Below are 17586 nucleotides of genomic sequence, written 5' to 3'. Positions count from 1 at the left end.
AAATAAAAAAAATTTAGAAAAAACTATTAAGTGGTAGAAAATTTTACCGATAATATAGTTGTACAACAAAAAGTGTTGTATATGCATTGGTAATTGATATCAGTACCAATTTAACAGGCGAAGCCAGTGCACGGGCTTTGCTTGGATAATAAATCACGGAATGCACGGATGCATTCCATTAACAAACAAGGAGGTTTTACATTATGAGAATTCAACATAATATCGCAGCTTTAAACTCCCACAGACAGTTGGGCGCAAACAACAGTGCAGTAAGCAAAAACCTTGAGAAATTGTCTTCCGGTTACAGAATCAACAGAGCAGGTGACGATGCTGCTGGTTTGGCTATTTCCGAAAAAATGAGAGCACAGATTAAGGGTTTGGAAACTGCTACAAAGAACGCAAACGATGGTATTTCCTTGGTTCAGACAGCTGAAGGTGCTTTGACAGAAGTTCACTCCATGCTGAATCGTATGGTTGAATTGGCTACACAGTCTGCCAACGGTACATATGACAACCAAACAGATCGTAACAACCTTCAGAAGGAAGTTGAATCCTTAAAGTCAGAAATTGATCGTATTGCCGAATCCACAAACTATAACGGCATTAAGCTGTTGGATGGTTCTGTTGGTGGTTCCAGTGCTGCTGGTGGCCTGACAGGTGCTTCTATTGTTACATACAAAGGTGCTACAACTGGTGCTGTAGCTGCTGCTGACCCTAGTGCTGCAACTATTGATTTCTTTGAAAAGGATACAATTAATGTTGATGGCACAGAGGTTAAAGTTGACTGGTCTAAACTTAGTGATACGGATAAAGCTGCACTTAATAAAAAATGGGATGATACTTCTACTACTGCAACAGAAAGCAAAACTGCAGCAACTATTTTGCAGAACACAATCAACGAGGCCATTAAAGAACACAATGCTACAAATGGTACAAACCTCAGCGAAATTAAGGTTGAAGCAAGCGGCGCAGATGGTGCTATTAAGTCCTTTGCTTTTACAAGTGGTCAGAAAGACGGAGATTCTAAGATTTCCTTTACCGGTACTGCAAGCAGCGTTTTGGGGGCAACAATGGGAACATCTGAAGTTGCATCTGCTGCGCCTACAACAAGTTTGAAGTTTTCTGAAACAGATGTTAATGGTAAATTTACAATGAAATTGGATGATCAGACCTTAGAAGTGGAATTATCTGGTCTAAATGCTGGTGATGGAGTTTCTGTTATTGAAAGTACACTTCAAAGTGCAATTGATACGGCATTAGGAAACTATGACAATTCAAATGGTTTAACAGGTGATGATGCTCTTGCAGGCAAAATCAAAGTAAAACTAAACTCCGATGGCGCTTTGGAATTTAAAAATACAACAGATAAAAAGCTAAGTTTCGAGGATAAAAACGGTGGAGAGTTTGCAAAAACTCTGGGTATTTCCACGGAAGGAAAAGCTGTTGGAGCTGGCGGATTAACTTTGCAGGTAGGTGATACCAGCGATAGCTACCAGAAAGTTACTGTAAGCGTTGAAGATATGAGCGCAAAATCCTTGGGAATCGAAGGTATTTCTGTTGCGAATCAGGATAGCGCTTCTGCAGCGATTGACAAAATCAAAGCAGCTATCGACAAAGTATCCGGAACTCGTGGCGATTTGGGTGCGATCCAGAACAGACTTGAGCACACAATCAACAACTTAGGTGTTACAACAGAAAACATGACAGCTGCTGAAAGCCGTATCCGTGACGTTGACATGGCAAAAGAGATGATGGACTTCACAAAGAATAACATCTTAACTCAGGCTTCTCAGGCAATGCTTGCTCAGGCTAACCAGTTGCCTCAGGGTGTATTGCAGTTACTGCAGTAATTCCAAAAGCAACGGTACATATTTTAAATTTAAGGCCCATACCTTTGGTATGGGCTTTTCTTTTTTCAAATTACTTTATTTTGATTTCACTTTTATTTTATCAGATGATAAAGAAAGAAAATTTCTGCCCCATAAAACTCAAAAACAAGTGTATTTTCTACGAATAATAAATGAGAACTTTAATAAATTCGTAGGAAGTGATATTAAATAGACCTAGAAAGGAAAGATGTAAAAGGAAAAAAATTGAAGTTCCATGGGGAACTGGAGCATTTTTTTCACAAAAGACTTCATCAAATTCTTTTTCTATGATGCCTATTTTTAATGCATGCTGATGAATTATTATAACCTTGAAACTGGTTGACTTTTGTCGAATATAATGCTAGAATTTAATGGAAAACTCATGTTTTATCAATACAAAAAATATTGATTTCAAAATGGTATTTCTATTAATTAAGGTAAAGGAATTGAAAAAAATGATTGGTTATATTGCTTTTTTACAATTAGAATTTATGAAGAAAAAGAATGATAATCAGATTTCCCCAAAAAATTGAGGAGGATATTGCTGTGTCTTTCACGAAGACTGTCCTTATTGTTGATGATAATAAAGTAAATAGACAAATGCTATCCTTAATTTTAGGCTCTCAATATGAGATAATGGAAGCAGAAAACGGTGAAGCAGCCCTTGAAGTTTTGCAGAATTCATATGCAGGCATTTCTGTAATACTGCTTGATTTGGTTATGCCCATTATGAATGGGTATGAACTTTTAGCAGAAATAAACAGAGATGCTTTTTTACGCAGTATTCCTGTTGTTGTCATCTCTCAAAATGAGGTTCTGGATGCTGCTGCTAAGGCAAAGGCTCTTTCATATGGCGTACAAGATTTTATTCAGATGGCATGTGGCCCTGATGAAATTAAGCGTAGGGTAGAGAACACTGTTTTGCTAAAAAAGACTGCAAATATTCTTGATTTGGTTCAGAGAGATACCCTTACGGGTTTGTATTCTAAAAAGCACTTTTATAGCTTTGCAGAAAAAATAATAAAACAAAATCCTGAACAAAGATATGACATCATCTGTTGCGATATCGAGAGGTTTAAATTGGTCAACGAGCTGTTCGGGTTTAGCGAAGGGGATGCCCTTTTAAAATATGTAGCCCTTATGATTCGAGATAAGTTTCAAAAGGGTGGTATCTGCGGCAGAATTGGTGGGGATATTTTTGCAGTTCTTGTAGAGCATAGGGAAGAATATAACGAAAATGATTTTTTTGATTGCGTTGAGTATATCAACCGTTTTAACGAAAATTTACATAGCGTAATAAAATTTGGAATTTATACAATAGATGATCCCACGTTACCCGTTAGCATAATGTGTGCCAGAGCTTGCCTTGCATTAGAGTCAATCAAAGGTAGATATGCCTCATATCTGGCTTTTTATAAAGATGATATTCGCCAAAAGTTATTAGACGAACAATTCATTTTATCAAATATGAAGACTGCATTAAACAATAGAGAATTTGTTGTTTATTTTCAGCCAAAGTATGATTTAATGAATGAAAAAATTTGTAGTGCCGAAGCTCTAGTTCGTTGGATGCATCCTGAAAAAGGAATGATTCCACCCAATCGGTTTATTAAAATTTTTGAAGATAATGGATTTATTACCGAGTTGGATTTATATGTGTTGGAAGAGTCCTGCCGTTGGATTCGTTCTTGGATGGATCGAGGGAATCCTGCGATACCTGTTTCCGTTAATATGTCAAGGGCTGATATTTATAATCCCAATATTGATGGGATTTTATTATCTTTGCTTGAGAAATACGATTTAACACCCAATCATATTTATATCGAAATCACAGAAAGTGCATATACAGAAAATTCAGAACAGATTATCAATGGAATTAAACAGTTAAAGGAATTGGGCTTTACCATCGAAATGGATGACTTTGGAAGTGGATATTCTTCCTTGAATATGCTTTCTGAGCTACCCATTGATGTTCTTAAATTGGATATGCGTTTTGTACAGGATCAAGAAAAATTCAGAGATAAAAGAAGCGTCATGAGCTTTGTTATCAGTCTTGCAAAATGGATGAACCTAAAGGTAATTGCCGAAGGGGTTGAAACTGAAGAGCAAGTGAACTTATTGAAAATTCTTGGGTGCCACAGCGTGCAGGGGTATTTTTTTTCCAAACCCTTACCCTTACATAGTTTTGAAGAGTTAATCAATGAGGTGAATTTGAGCCTGATTGATTCCGAGGCAGAACTTATTGCAACCAGCAATGAGAATATTTTAAAACTTGATATCGAAAATAAATATATGTTGATATTCGATCCAACTTCAGAAGATTTTGAAAGATTTCAGGGGGTTTTTGCCCGCAGGTATGCTCTTTTACAAGTAAAAGAATTACCTGAATTGCATGATATCTTAAAGGAAGAGAGATCTAATATAGCCATTTTGATTTTTTCTGTTACTGAAAACGTAATGGCGGAGAACTTACAGGAAATCAGTTATTTGGCGAAACAATTTGATATACCCATGATTACAATTCACGCATCAACGGAATTGGTAGCGAAAGCCGTTTCTTTTGGAGCTTTGGATTGCATTTTAAAACCGTATTTATCAGAAACCCTTGATAACACAGTAAGCAATACTTTGTGCCGTATGCAAACTGCTCAGTTTCAAAAAGAGGTTCAATTTAACGACGCAATTGCAGAAATGAAAAAACGCGCAGAGGTTGATTTTTTGTCAGGGCTGTTAAACCGTTCGGAATTAAAAATCAGAATTCAAGACTTTTTCAACCGCAATCAAGGATTTACAGGGGTATTTATTTTAATCGATATTGACCACTTTAAGTCTATTAATATTGCTTTAGGATATGGCATGGGGGATAAAGTTCTATGTGGCGTTGGGGAAATGTTGGAATCTATTTTTGAAGAAACCAACTTTATCAGCAGAATGGATGGGGATTTATTTGCAATATTTATCCCTTCCCGTATAGAACAGGAAATTTTGGAACAAAAGTTGGAAAAAATATGCCACGCCATTGCATATGATAATGCAAACTTAAAATTATCCCTTACTTGTTCCGCAGGTGTTTGTTTCTCACCAGACCATGCTACAAATTACGAAGATCTGTACAATAATGCGGAAATTGCTTTGCTAAATGCTAGGGTAAACCGCAAAAAACGGTTTCTCATTTACGACGAAGGCATGAAGGCACCGTTAAATGAAGAGCAGCAGCAACAGACCTTTATGTTTCTGGATGAAGTTTCTGATGGTGTATTCATATGTGATACATTAAACGGAGAAATTATCTATATTAACGATACGGCTTGCAAATTAATTGACAAATCAAGGGAAAGCTGTATAGGTGCCAATTGCTCAGACATTTTCGGCGAGATGAATCAAAACTTCGATTTTTCTTTCCAAAATATTGATTATTCAGATGCGCTATATGAGGAAGATAAGTATTTAAAAAGCGCCGATATGAAAGTGCATCTAAAGGCAAAGCCTACAATTTTGAATGGTAAAAGATTAATCATCTATTATCTGCAAGAAAGTGAACACATGCAAACTATGAAAAATTGACTCTAAATATTATGGTTGTGGCAGATTGTGGTTGCAGCTTTTGACAAAAGTGCACCAAAACCATAAAACATAGAGTATTCAACTGCCCCCCTGGGAATAATTCTTGGTGGGGCTTTTACTATTATTAATTCATAATTTCCTTAAAATTGAAAAAAGTTAAAAAAAACTACTTTTTTTGACAAAGAATAATTGCATAGCGACAAACCCTGTGCTACAATATAACGATGTTTAAATTTTAGAAACGATTGGAGCTTGTTATGGAACAAAAGATTGAAAATATTAGAAATGTGGCAATCATCGCCCATGTTGATCATGGTAAAACAACGCTGGTTGACCAGTTACTACGCCAGAGCGGTATTTTTCGTTCAAACCAAGTAGTTCAGGAACGTGTAATGGACAGTGGTGATATTGAACGAGAAAGAGGAATTACGATTCTTTCAAAAAATACTGCCGTAAACTTTCATGACACCAAAATCAATATTATTGATACCCCCGGGCACGCGGACTTTGGCGGCGAGGTAGAACGTGTATTGAAAATGGTGGATGGCGTTGTTTTAGTTGTTGATGCTTTTGAAGGACCTATGCCTCAAACAAAATTCGTATTGCGTAAAGCTCTTGAGTTAGACCATCCCGTTGTGGTTTGCGTGAATAAGGTGGACAGACCCGAAGCACGTCCCGATGAAGTTGTGGATGAAGTACTTGAACTTTTTATGGAGCTGGATGCCAGTGAAAAGCAGTTAGACTCTCCCTTTATTTTTGCTTCTGCAAGAGGGGGTTATGCTTCCGCAGATTCCTCTGCTAGAGAAGGGGATATGATGCCTTTGTTTGAAGCAATCATCAATCATGTTCCAGGCCCCAAGGGTATATTAGATGCGCCTTTACAGGCGTTAATTTCTACCATTGACTACAGCGAATATGTTGGACGTATTGGTATCGGCAAAATTGAAAACGGCACGATTCATGTGAATGATGAGGTTGTTGTTTTAAATATGCATGATGAAGATTCATTGAAAAGAATACGTATTTCAAAACTATATCTTTTCGAAGGCTTACAAAGAGTCGAAGTGAAAGAGGCAAGTGTTGGTAATATTGTTGCCATCAGTGGTATCGAAAACATTATGATTGGTGATACCATCTGTTCTCCCGAAAAGCCAGAGGCACTGCCTTTTGTAAAGATTTCAGAGCCTACTTTGTCTATGAATTTCGCTGTTAATGACAGTCCTTTTGCTGGACAGGATGGCAAGTTCGTTACTTCCCGTCAGGTAAGAGACAGATTGTATAAAGAATTGAACACAGACGTTAGTCTTAGAGTAGAAGATACCGAATCCATGGATTGTATGCGTGTTTCCGGCAGAGGGGAACTGCATCTTTCTATTTTGATTGAAACATTGCGCCGTGAAGGTTTTGAGTTTCAGGTTTCCAAGCCTGAGGTTTTATTCAAAGAAATAGACGGAAAGAAGTGTGAGCCTATGGAACTCGTTACTATCGACGTTCCTGAGGAATTTGTAGGCAACGTAATTGAAAAACTTGGCTCAAGAAAAGGTGAAATGACAAATATGTATCCCTCCAAGGGCGGGTATACACGTTTGGAGTTTATTATTCCTGCTAGAGGTTTGATTGGTTACCGTAATGAATTTCTTACAGATACGAAAGGAAATGGCATCCTGAATTCTATTTTTGAGGGATATGAGCCTTATAAAGGGGAAATCCCCATACGTTCTCAAGGTTCCTTGGTTGCGTTTGAAAGCGGCGAAGCAATTACCTATGGTTTATACAACGCACAAGAAAGAGGCAATTTATTTATCGGTGCCGGTGTAAAGGTATACGAAGGAATGATTGTGGGAAGAAATGCCCGTGTTGATGATATGGATATTAATGTGTGCAAAAAGAAACAGCTCACCAATACACGTTCCTCCGGTTCTGACGATTCCTTGCGTCTGACCCCTGCAATTCAAATGTCTTTGGAGCAGTGCATGGAATTTATTGGTGAGGACGAGCTGTTGGAAGTAACACCACTGAACCTACGCATGCGTAAAAAGATTTTGGACAATAACCTTCGCAGAAAGCAGAAAGCACGCAGTAATTAATTTTTAATGAGTGAGTATGAGGTGTGATATGGAAGAAAGAGTAAAAAGAAAAACTTCCTTTGTCAAGCAGGCCGCCATTTTAGCGACGGCCAGCATCCTTGTACGCTTTTTAGGTTTTGTATACCGTGTACCTTTAACCAATATGATTGGGGATTCGGGAAATGGTATTTACAGTTCCGGCTACTATATTTATACCTTTTTGCTTATACTCTCCTCAGCGGGCTTGCCTGCAGCCATATCAAAAATGGTTTCGGAAAGAATAGCATTAAAGGAGTACCGAAATGCGCATAAGGTATTTCAAAGTGCTTTGATTGTTTCGGGCGTTTTGGGTCTTATGTTTTCCGTTTTACTTGCTATTTTCGCCCAAGAGGTTGCAAGCTTTTCCAATGCGCCTGAAGGCTATTATTGTATCTTAACCCTTTCGCCCACAATTTTCATTGTGGGAATTATGTCGGCATTCCGCGGTTATTTTCAAGGAATGAACACCATGGTGCCAACAGCAATTTCTCAGATTGTTGAGCAAGTGTTTAATGCTTTTTTCAGCGTCTACCTAGCCTATCTATTTTTGAGCTATGGTGTGCCTGCGGGCCAGAAAAACATTCCCTTAGGTGCAGCCGGTGGTACTATGGGTACAGGTATTGGTGCGGTGGCAGGACTTTTGGTGATTTTATTCAGCTACCTTTTGATTCGACCCACAATTAAAAAAAAGGTAAGAAGATGTCATCAATCCTATGAAGAAAGCCGCAAAGATACAGTAATACAGCTTTTGAAAACAGCTTGGCCTATTATTGCCGGTACAGCGGTATTTAGTATTACCAACTTAATTGATATGAAGATGGTAATGCATATTTTGGAGAACACAGGTTATACCCATGAAAAGGCCTTATATCTATATGGTCAACTTTCTGGTAAATATGTAACCTTAACTACTTTGCCTGTATCTATATCCACAGCATTGGCTACTGCGGCTTTGCCCAGCATTGCGTCTTCTGTGAAATTAAAAGAGTTTAAACAGGTTCGCAGAAAGATGAATTTGACTTTTCGTCTTTCCATGATTATTTCCATACCTGCAGCAGTGGGGATTGGCATTTTAGGCGATCCCATTATTCAGTTGCTGTTTCCCAATGCAAAAGACGGTGGTATACTCTTAACAGTGGGCGCTGTTTCTATCCTGTTTTTGGCATTATGTCAAACTGCAACAGGAATATTACAAGGAATAGGGCACATTAAAGTTCCTGTCATTGGTGCAGTTTTAGGGGCAATTGTTAAGATTATTTTAAACTATGTCTTAATTGGAATTCCTCAGCTGAATGTACTGGGAGCAGTTTTATCAACAACAGGCTGCTATTTTATAGCAGGTGTATTTGATGTAATCATGCTTTCCAGAATTACCGGAGTCAGATTTGACATGATGGGCACATTTTTAAAACCTATTGCCGGTTCAACAGTTATGGGAATCGCATCCCTTGCAATATATCACATTGTGAATATGCTCTACCCAAGCAATACTTTAGCGACGCTAATTTCGATTTTGTTTGCTGTAGGCATATATGGATTGGTAATGCTATTAATTGGCGGCGTTACAGAGGAAGATTTGAGAAGCTTGCCTATGGGCACGAAGCTCATCGGCATTCTAAGACGCTTTCGTATGATATAAAATGCACTCTCTCTTGTCAATGTGTCTGATTACATGGGTAATAGAATATTTGTCTGTAAATTCAATAAGATAGGTTATCTTTTATATCTAAACCTTCTGTGTAGATTGTGTTTCTGAAAACGCTGTTACTACATAGAAGGTTTTCTAAATTATAAGGCTTGAAATTGCTGTTCTCAACAATTTCAAGCCTTATAAACTTTATTCAAAACTTTTCAATTTAAAATTAGCTTATCATTTTTCTTCTTCCGGATTTCTTTTTCCCTCATCACCTCTACCTTTTCCCTGACTTCCCATGGCGGAGATGTCAATTGTACTGGCATCAATCAAATTTGCTGTTTCTTGTTCTGCCGTGGTAGAAGCAAGGGTGCCATCAAGCTGACTGCGAATGCTTTGAGCACGAAGGAGACAAAATTGGGTAATGGTATCTACTGCTGTGTCAAATTCATCTACTGTATACCAAGCAGTAGGATCACTTTCCACATAAGGGCGAATCATTGTGGAAACACGATTGACTGTACTCTCAAATTTACCTGACTCAAAGTAATCAGTAATTAAAGTATTAAAATATTCATGATATAGCTTTAAATTTTCTTCATTTGCCATTACCTTATCCCACATGGGTCGGTTTCCTACATTTTGTTCGTCTAAGGGTGTATCAATGGCAGTATTTACAATGCTGGTTGCATCATTATTGTTTTTCATATGGAATCCACCAAAGGCAAGATTATAGTCCCATGGAAGCATGGATAGGTTTCCGTTGTCTTCATAAAGCCAATAGTTGTGTAGCATAGAGCCAGTATAACTATCACCATTTAACACAAAATTGTGTGCCACAAAATAACGAACCACGGCATCAATATCTACACATTTTTCCAAGTTTTCGCCCGTTGATAATTGCTTTAATGCTTGAATTAAGCGTGACTTGTCTTCATCTGTAGCATCAGTTTCGGCATTATCAAAGATATCGGAATAACTAGAAAATTCATCATCGGTATATGCCAGGTCAGCGCCTTTTGACGTTCCACCCATATCCCTGCCTCCTTCTGGACGTTGTCCTTCGCCCATGAGCATAGTAGTTTTTTCTCCATCAGCTGGTACTGGTCTTTGCGAATCGTTTTCGGGGCGTTCCATCCCTTCCGGCATTTCCGTACCCACGGGGAGCTTCATATTTTTCATATTGTGTTGCCCCATATTTCCTAACATTTCGGATTCCGGTTTATATAGATCTCCGTAATCTGCTCCATAGGTCCGTTCCAAGAAAGAGTTGCTCATATCCTCTAATGCCAGATACAAGCCGTAAACCTCACCGTTAATGGAAAGAGATACATAACTTGTAAGCGGAGATGCTACACCGGACTCTTTCATGATCTCAAACGCCAGATAGTCTTTCATATAGGTAGGATCAGAAAAAATATTTTGCAAATTTAATTTATCCAATCCCCCATAAGTTTGGCCTTCCACAAATTTACCGAAATTGATTTTAAAACTGTAACGGTCACTTTCACTGCCCGCCACCTGGGATAGCGAGGAATTTCCTTTTGTAGCAAAGGAAACATTTTCAATTGTATTACCATCAATTACAACGGTGGATTTATATTTCGTCTTCTCCGTTGGATTTTCCAGTAGATCCGCCCAGCTGTCTTTATCTATTTGAATATTTATGGTATGTACATGGCTACTGTCAAAAAGGGCATTTGCGTATTTGTTGGTATCAATTTCTGCTCCTTGGGTGGTATTGCAACCGGTTGTTCCAACCAGTAGCGTGAAACAAACCAAAGTTGATATTGCTCGTTTCATTCATTCATCATCCTTTCAAATCTTTTTTGACTATATTAGCGCGTATAAATTAAACGTACCTTAAAAAAATGGAAAAGAATTCATACTTAAATTTCAATTTATCGATTAAAAACAGAGATTTATAGTAGATCTGTATGAAATGTCGAAGGATTTACAAAAACGCTTTCTATTTTAGAAGAAGTCCTTTATAATGTTTTAATAAGCAAGCGAGAAGAAGGTAGCTAGAAACAGCCTTTGCGGCTTGTCTTTTTTCATTTAAAAGTTACATTACATGCAAAGAAAAAGAGTATATTAAAATAATTATGACGACAATAAAATGGAACATAAAATATAACTCAGCAGTATTCTAAGTTTTTTATAATTCATAGAAAAAATACATAGGCTACAGAGAAGGTGTTAAAATGTTTGATATCAGCGAAGAATTAAAGAAGCTTCCCCAAAAACCAGGCGTTTATCTCATGAAGAATGATAAGGACCAAATTATCTATGTTGGGAAAGCAATTAACTTAAAAAATAGAGTACGCCAATATTTTCAGAGCAACAAAAATCTGACGGCCAAAACCAGAGCCATGGTACCTCAAATTGTGGAGTTTGAATATATTGTCACCGATTCCGAATTGGAAGCATTAATTTTAGAATGTAATTTGATTAAGCAGCATGAGCCTTATTACAATATCATGCTGAAAGATGATAAAACATATCCCTATATCAAAGTGACCATTCAAGAGGAATTTCCGCGTATTTTTATTACTAGGCGTTTGGATAAGGATAAAGCCAAATATTACGGCCCTTATACCGATGGTTTGGCAGTAAAAGAAACTGTGGAAACTTTGCATAAGCTATTTCCCATTCGAAAATGTAAAAAGAATCTTCCGAAAGAGATTGGTAAAGAGCGTCCTTGTTTAAATCATCATATTGGTCAATGCCTAGCGCCATGCAGTGGTGCAATAGCATCCGCCGAGTATAAAGAATTTATCAAAGATGCTATGGATTTTTTGGAAGGTAAGCATGATGGAATTCGAAAAAAAATGGAAGCTGAAATGGCAGAGGCCGCAGAAAAAATGGATTACGAGAAAGCTGCCGCATTAAGAGACAAAATTCGTGCTGTTCAGAGTGTAGCACAAAAGCAAAAAATGGCAAACATGTCTGTTGGAGATGCTGATGTTATCGCAATGGTGCGAGCTTTTCATGAGTGTTTGGTTCAAGTTTTCTTTATCCGTGACGGAAAAATGACAGGGCGAGAGAATTTTACCATGACTGCTTCGGAAGAACAAAGCCGTAGTGAAATTTTGACTGCCTTTGTACAGCAATTTTATACGGGAACTGCTTATATTCCCCGGGAAATTATTTTGCAAGAGGACTTAGTACCTGAAGAAAAAGAACTTCTATCAGAGTATTTCTCTGAAAAAAGAGAAGGAAAGGTTATTTTTACCGTTCCAATAAAGGGAGAAAAGCAAAAATTGGTTGAACTGGCTCACAAAAATGCTATGTTGATTTTTGAACAGTTTGGCGAGAAGCTTAGGCGGGAAGAACAGAGAACAAAAGGGGCGATGGAAGAGCTGCGCCAAGCCTTAGATATCGAAGGGACATTGCATCGGGTTGAGGCATATGACATTTCCAATACCCAAGGTTTTGAATCCGTTGGTTCTATGGTAGTTTTTGAAGACGGTAAATCGAAAAATAGTGATTATCGAAAATTTCGTATCAAGACGGTAATTGGTGCAAATGATTATGCCTCCATGAAAGAGGTCATTACTCGACGGTTGAATCATGCTCTAAAAGAAAAAGCAGAGGGCAAAACCAGCAGCTTTACCCGTCTGCCAGATTTGATATTTATGGATGGTGGTAAAATTCAAGTAAGTGCTGCCGAAGAGGTCTTAATGTCCTTTGGTATGAATATTCCCGTTTGCGGTATGATAAAGGATGATAAGCACCGCACAAGAGGACTGCTTTTTCAGGGGGAAGAAATCAAAATACCATACACCTCTGAGGGGTTTAAACTTCTTACAAGAATTCAGGATGAGGTTCATCGTTTTGCAATCACCTATCACCGAAAACTAAGGCAAGAGGCAGGGCTTCATTCCGTTTTAGAGGATATCAAAGGAATCGGCGAAGTTCGCAGAAAGGCTTTAATGCGGCATTTTGGATCTATTGAGGATATCGCCCGTGCAGAGGTGGGAGATCTTTTGGAAGTAACAGAAATGAACATTCCTTCGGCGGAGCAGGTTTATGCCTTTTTCCATCAGGATGAATTGCAAAATTGACCTTTTTAGGTTATGATAGCAGTAGGTATAAGTTTGTCGCCTTAGGAGGTTTTTATGTACAGTGCAAAACTAACAAAAATAGTAGAAGAATTTCAATTGGAAGCGATTTTACCTGAAATAGATATTGCAGGAAGAGTGATTACCCGCAAAGAAATCAATCGTCCCGCATTACAGCTTACAGGGTTTTATCACCGTTTTGATAATGATAGATTGCAAATTATTGGTAGGGTTGAACATGGGTATTTACAAACTTTGAATGCCCAAGCAAGGGATGAAGCCATTTGTCAATTATTTGAATATCATATTCCATGCCTGATTATTTGCAAAAATTTAGAGGTTTTTCCTGAAATGCTCTATTATGGGAGAAAATATGGTATCCCTATTTTTAGGACAAACAAAACCACCACAGACCTTGCCGCAGAACTGATTATGTGGTTACGTGGGGAACTGGCGGATCGTGTCATGATGCATGGTGTTTTGGTTGACATTTATGGTGAAGGGGTGCTGATTACCGGTGCCAGTGGTATCGGGAAGAGTGAAACCGCTTTGGAGTTGATAAAAAGAGGGCACCGTTTAATTGCTGATGATGCAGTGGAAATTAAAAAAATTGCAGATCAAACCCTTGTGGGCACTTGCCCGGAACTTATTCGCTACCTAATTGAATTGCGAGGTATTGGCGTTATTAATGTAAAAGAATTGTTTGGAATTGGTGCAGTAAAACAGCTGAAATCCATTGACTTGGTAATCAAACTTGAAATTTGGGATGGGAACCAATGCTCTTACGATCGTTTGGGTTTAAGCGAGGAATATATTGAGATTTTGGGGAATAAAGTACTGTGTAATACCATTCCCATTCGCCCAGGTAGAAACGTTGCGGTAATTTGTGAATCAGCAGCCATCAGCAATCGCCAGAAGAAAATGGGAACAAGTACAGCAGTAGAATTTGAGAATAAAATATTACAAAACAATCGTAGTACAGAATAGGAAGGTGACTTAATGGATACAGTAGTGGAGGCGTTACGCCTTAAACTTGGAGAGGACGCCGTTGCTTTGGCGGAACCAATGAGTGGACATACTACTTTTCGTACAGGTGGGCCTGCGGATATTTTTATTATGCCAGAGAGCTTGGAGGAAGTAAAAGCAAGCATTGAAATTTTGCAGAAGCATCAAGTACCTATTTTGGTCATTGGTAATGGAAGTAATCTTTTGGTAAGTGACAAGGGTATTCGTGGAGCAGTGGTGCATATTGGCAGTAGAATGTCTGAAATCACAATAGACGGTGAGATCATTAATGCTCAAGGCGGTGTATTGCTGTCGACTTTGTCCGCAAAAGCGGCGGAAAATAGTCTGACGGGGCTAGAATTTGCATCGGGCATTCCTGGTTCTTTGGGTGGTGCCGTTACCATGAACGCTGGAGCTTATGGCGGCGAAATGAAAGATGTTTTAGTTTCGGCTGATGTTTTAACAAAAGAATTAGAGGTGAAAACTGTTACGGCTGGGGATTTACACCTATCTTATCGTCACAGTATTTTACCTGAAGAAGAATATATTCTCTTAAATGCCACCCTTCGCTTGAAAAAAGGAAATTTAAATGAAATTAAGAACAAAATGAAGGAACTGGGCGAGCAAAGAAGAGAGAAACAGCCTTTGCAATTTCCTAGTGCTGGCAGTACGTTTAAACGCCCCGAGGGCTATTTTGCAGGTAAATTAATACAGGATGCGGATTTAAAGGGCAAGAGCATCGGAGGTGCTCAGGTTTCCGAGAAGCATGCTGGTTTTGTAGTAAACAAAGGCAATGCCACAACACAAGATATCCTTGATTTAATTTCCTTTTGCCAACAAACTGTGTTTGAAAAATTCGGTGTCTCATTGGAGACGGAAGTGAAAATAGTTGGGGAATTTTAAGTGTAATTACAAAGGAGAAGATTTTATATGAGGTTCGTTATTGTTACGGGTATGTCCGGAGCAGGAAAGTCTTCTGTTCTTAAGTTTTTAGAAGATATCAATTTTTTCTGTGTAGATAATCTGCCCCCTGCATTAATACCAAAGTTTGCCGAGCTTTGCTATGAACAGGAAGGAGAAATTGAAAGGGTGGCCATGGGGGTAGATATACGTGGCGGCAAACTGTTTAACGACCTGTTTCATGTTTTGTTCTCCCTAGAGGAGAAGGGCTATCAATACGAAATTATATTTTTAGATGCATCTGACCATGCCCTGATTAAGCGTTACAAGGAGACTCGTCGGAGCCATCCACTATCCAAAAAAGGCTCAATCGAAGATGGCATTTTGCTGGAGAGAGAAATGCTGCAGGAAGTTAAGAGTAGGGCAACTTATATTTTAGATACAACAAACGTGCTAACGAGGGAGTTAAAAGCTCAGATTAATCGAATCTTTGTGGAAAATCAGCAGTTTGATAATCTGGTGGTAACCGTCTGCTCCTTTGGTTTTAAATATGGAATCCCTGTTGACAGTGATTTGGTTTTTGACGTTCGTTTTTTGCCAAATCCCTTTTATATTCAGGAATTAAAGGAAATGACGGGGAACGAGTCCCCTGTGAGCGATTATGTCATGTCCTTCCAGGAAAGCCAAGATTTTTTGAAGAAATTGGTTGAAATGGTTGAATTTTTATTGCCTCTATATGTTAAAGAGGGGAAAAATAGTCTTGTAATTAGCATAGGATGTACTGGTGGCAAGCACCGTTCTGTCACATTGGCAAATGCTTTATATAATGCTTTAGATAAAGAAAAGCACACGCTTTTACTAAAGCATAATGATATTGAAAAGGATGGACGTCATAAAAAACAATCGTAAAATTTTCTTGTGTGTAATAACTTGCTAGGAGGCTCAAATTTGTCATTTTCATCTAAGGTAAAGCAAGAGTTATTCGAACTATTTGGGAATGCAAGACATTGCAATATAGCGGAACTTGCAGCAATTATAAATATTTGTGGTCAAATTCGTTGTTTTAAAGATATTTTTTGTTTAAAAATTCAAACAGAGAACTACCTTGTCGCGAAAAAATGCTTTACATTATTGAAAAATACTTTTAATATTAAGAGTGAAATATTTATCAAATCCGGCGGTAGAAAACGCAAATCTAAGGTCTATGTTCTTATACTAAAAGATTCTGACCAGGTTGAGAGGTTACTTAGAGCAACGGGTATTTGGTTGACCGAGAATGGTACTACAATCATTCGAAACAAGATGTATCCCACGGTAGTCAGCAGTATATGTTGCCGACGTGCGTACATCCGGGGAGCATTTATTTCGGTTGGTTCTGTAAACAACCCTGAAAAAAACTATCATTTAGAGTTTGTTTTATCATCTTACGAATTAGCGATACAGCTTCGAGATTTGGTAAATACTTTTGATCTGGACTCGAAAGTGGTAGAGCGGAAAGATCATTTTATTGTTTACCTAAAAGAAGGGGAACAAATTGTAGATTTGTTGAACGTTATTGGTGCTCATATTGCACTGATGAATCTGGAAAACGTGCGTATTGTAAAAGAAATGCGCAACAACATTAACAGAAAAGTCAATTGCGAAACAGCAAATCTCAATAAAGTGGTACTTGCGGCGGTCAAACAATTGGAAGATATTACATATATCCAACAAACTATCGGGCTGGACAAGCTTGCTGAGCAGTTAGAGGAGGTTGCGAGGCTCCGGTTGGAATATCCGGATACTAGCCTTAAGGAATTGGGAACCTATTTAACAGAACCTGTAGGCAAATCTGGTGTAAATCACAGACTGCGTAAAATCAGCAATTTAGCAGAGACGCTCAGAGAGGGTAAGGGTGAAGAAAAATGACACAGAGAACAGTGACAATCAAAACATCTTTAGATGCAAGACAGGCTGCTTATTTCGTGCAGACTGCAAGTAAGTTTAATGCGGAAATCCAAGTGAGTATTGATGAAAAAAAGATTAATGCCAAAAGCATTATGGGTACCATTGCGTTAAACATGAAGGAGGGCCAGACTGCTACAATTATTGCAGATGGCGCAGATGAGGCACTGGCTGTTGAAGAATTGGCAGCTGTTTTGTGCTAAGCTATTATTTTTATTTATAATTTCACACCCTTCGTTTACGAAGGGTTTTTCTATTTTCAGTATAAAAAAACTGCTATGCCAATAGGGCAAAGCAGTTTTTTTATTATGGGCGAGGCGGTCTTGGCCCTTCAAATTGATAGTAATCTGTTTTGATTCGACCATTAAATAGTTTTCTTTTTTTATCAGCCTGTCTCCCAAATAAGGATTCAAAGTATTCCATTGAAGTTATCACATAGGTAGACCAGGTACGATCACTTTTCATTGTTGCACCTAAGGCACGATACATTTCTTCTACTTCCT

11 protein-coding genes and 1 pseudogene are annotated in these 17586 nt (G+C 38.3%); 10 read left to right on the top strand and 2 right to left on the bottom strand.

All coding sequences use genetic code 11. The features are described 5' to 3' along the window. Positions 1-203 precede the first annotated feature (203 nt). The 4 genes from RTK36_RS05375 to RTK36_RS05360 all read left to right on the top strand — a co-directional run bounded on the left by RTK36_RS05375 (position 204) and on the right by RTK36_RS05360 (position 9176). The gene (locus RTK36_RS05375; RefSeq protein ID WP_312045074.1) at positions 204-1850 is read left to right on the top strand and encodes a flagellin N-terminal helical domain-containing protein; all 1647 of its coding nucleotides are present in this window, start codon (positions 204-206) and stop codon (positions 1848-1850) included. A gap of 564 nt (positions 1851-2414) precedes the next feature. Further along, entirely contained in the window at positions 2415-5432 is a 3018-nt protein-coding gene (locus RTK36_RS05370; RefSeq protein WP_312045072.1) for an EAL domain-containing protein, read from the top strand. Positions 5433-5689: 257 nt separating this feature from the next. Beyond that, positions 5690-7519 carry a translational GTPase TypA gene (gene typA, locus RTK36_RS05365; protein ID WP_312045070.1) on the top strand — a complete coding sequence of 610 codons (1830 nt, stop codon included), beginning with the start codon at positions 5690-5692 and terminating at the stop codon, positions 7517-7519. A 28-nt stretch (positions 7520-7547) separates the two neighbouring features. Beyond that, the gene (locus tag RTK36_RS05360; protein WP_312045068.1) at positions 7548-9176 is read left to right on the top strand and encodes a putative polysaccharide biosynthesis protein; all 1629 of its coding nucleotides are present in this window, start codon (positions 7548-7550) and stop codon (positions 9174-9176) included. A gap of 231 nt (positions 9177-9407) precedes the next feature. On the opposite strand, the gene RTK36_RS05355 is transcribed toward RTK36_RS05360, so the two are convergent. Beyond that, entirely contained in the window at positions 9408-10973 is a 1566-nt protein-coding gene (locus tag RTK36_RS05355) for a CotH kinase family protein (RefSeq protein WP_312045066.1), read from the bottom strand. Between the two features lie 401 nt (positions 10974-11374). Here RTK36_RS05355 and uvrC point away from each other — a divergent pair, with 401 nt between their 5' ends. Genes uvrC through RTK36_RS05325 form a run of 6 tightly spaced genes read left to right on the top strand, consistent with a single transcriptional unit; the run spans position 11375 to position 17286 of the window. Then, the gene (uvrC, locus tag RTK36_RS05350; RefSeq protein ID WP_312045064.1) at positions 11375-13237 is read left to right on the top strand and encodes an excinuclease ABC subunit UvrC; all 1863 of its coding nucleotides are present in this window, start codon (positions 11375-11377) and stop codon (positions 13235-13237) included. A 54-nt stretch (positions 13238-13291) separates the two neighbouring features. Next, positions 13292-14221 carry an HPr(Ser) kinase/phosphatase gene (gene hprK / locus RTK36_RS05345; protein ID WP_312045062.1) on the top strand — a complete coding sequence of 310 codons (930 nt, stop codon included), beginning with the start codon at positions 13292-13294 and terminating at the stop codon, positions 14219-14221. Between the two features lie 12 nt (positions 14222-14233). Further along, on the top strand, positions 14234-15142 hold the full coding sequence (gene murB, locus RTK36_RS05340) for a UDP-N-acetylmuramate dehydrogenase (protein WP_312045060.1): 909 nt from the start codon (positions 14234-14236) through the stop codon (positions 15140-15142). A gap of 27 nt (positions 15143-15169) precedes the next feature. Then, positions 15170-16048 carry an RNase adapter RapZ gene (gene rapZ, locus RTK36_RS05335; RefSeq protein WP_312045058.1) on the top strand — a complete coding sequence of 293 codons (879 nt, stop codon included), beginning with the start codon at positions 15170-15172 and terminating at the stop codon, positions 16046-16048. 39 nt (positions 16049-16087) lie between these two features. After that, positions 16088-17047 (top strand): DNA-binding protein WhiA, encoded by a 960-nt coding sequence (whiA, locus tag RTK36_RS05330; RefSeq protein ID WP_312045056.1) that lies wholly within the window; start codon positions 16088-16090, stop codon positions 17045-17047. Continuing rightward, positions 17044-17286 carry an HPr family phosphocarrier protein gene (locus tag RTK36_RS05325; protein ID WP_066049829.1) on the top strand — a complete coding sequence of 81 codons (243 nt, stop codon included), beginning with the start codon at positions 17044-17046 and terminating at the stop codon, positions 17284-17286. The genes whiA and RTK36_RS05325 overlap by 4 nt, the downstream gene beginning before the upstream one ends. Before the next feature lie 103 nt (positions 17287-17389). Here the strand turns inward: RTK36_RS05325 and RTK36_RS05320 are convergent. Next, positions 17390-17586, bottom strand: a pseudogene (locus RTK36_RS05320) (class I SAM-dependent RNA methyltransferase); the annotation flags it as partial.

The organism is Anaerotignum sp. (assembly GCF_031981185.1).
Lineage (GTDB): Bacteria > Bacillota > Clostridia > Lachnospirales > Anaerotignaceae > Chakrabartyella.
Note: the sequence above shows the minus strand (reverse complement) of the source record. Positions and strands in the feature narration are given on the sequence as shown.

Excerpts from the sequence above, each read along its gene's own strand:
- RTK36_RS05375 (WP_312045074.1), top strand. The coding sequence starts at position 204 with ATGAGAATTCAACATAATATCGCAGCTTTAAACTCCCACAGACAGTTG.
- typA (WP_312045070.1), top strand. The coding sequence starts at position 5,690 with ATGGAACAAAAGATTGAAAATATTAGAAATGTGGCAATCATCGCCCAT.
- RTK36_RS05360 (WP_312045068.1), top strand. The coding sequence starts at position 7,548 with ATGGAAGAAAGAGTAAAAAGAAAAACTTCCTTTGTCAAGCAGGCCGCC.
- RTK36_RS05355 (WP_312045066.1), bottom strand. The coding sequence starts at position 10,973 with ATGAAACGAGCAATATCAACTTTGGTTTGTTTCACGCTACTGGTTGGA.
- uvrC (WP_312045064.1), top strand. The coding sequence starts at position 11,375 with ATGTTTGATATCAGCGAAGAATTAAAGAAGCTTCCCCAAAAACCAGGC.
- hprK (WP_312045062.1), top strand. The coding sequence starts at position 13,292 with ATGTACAGTGCAAAACTAACAAAAATAGTAGAAGAATTTCAATTGGAA.
- murB (WP_312045060.1), top strand. The coding sequence starts at position 14,234 with ATGGATACAGTAGTGGAGGCGTTACGCCTTAAACTTGGAGAGGACGCC.
- rapZ (WP_312045058.1), top strand. The coding sequence starts at position 15,170 with ATGAGGTTCGTTATTGTTACGGGTATGTCCGGAGCAGGAAAGTCTTCT.
- RTK36_RS05325 (WP_066049829.1), top strand. The coding sequence starts at position 17,044 with ATGACACAGAGAACAGTGACAATCAAAACATCTTTAGATGCAAGACAG.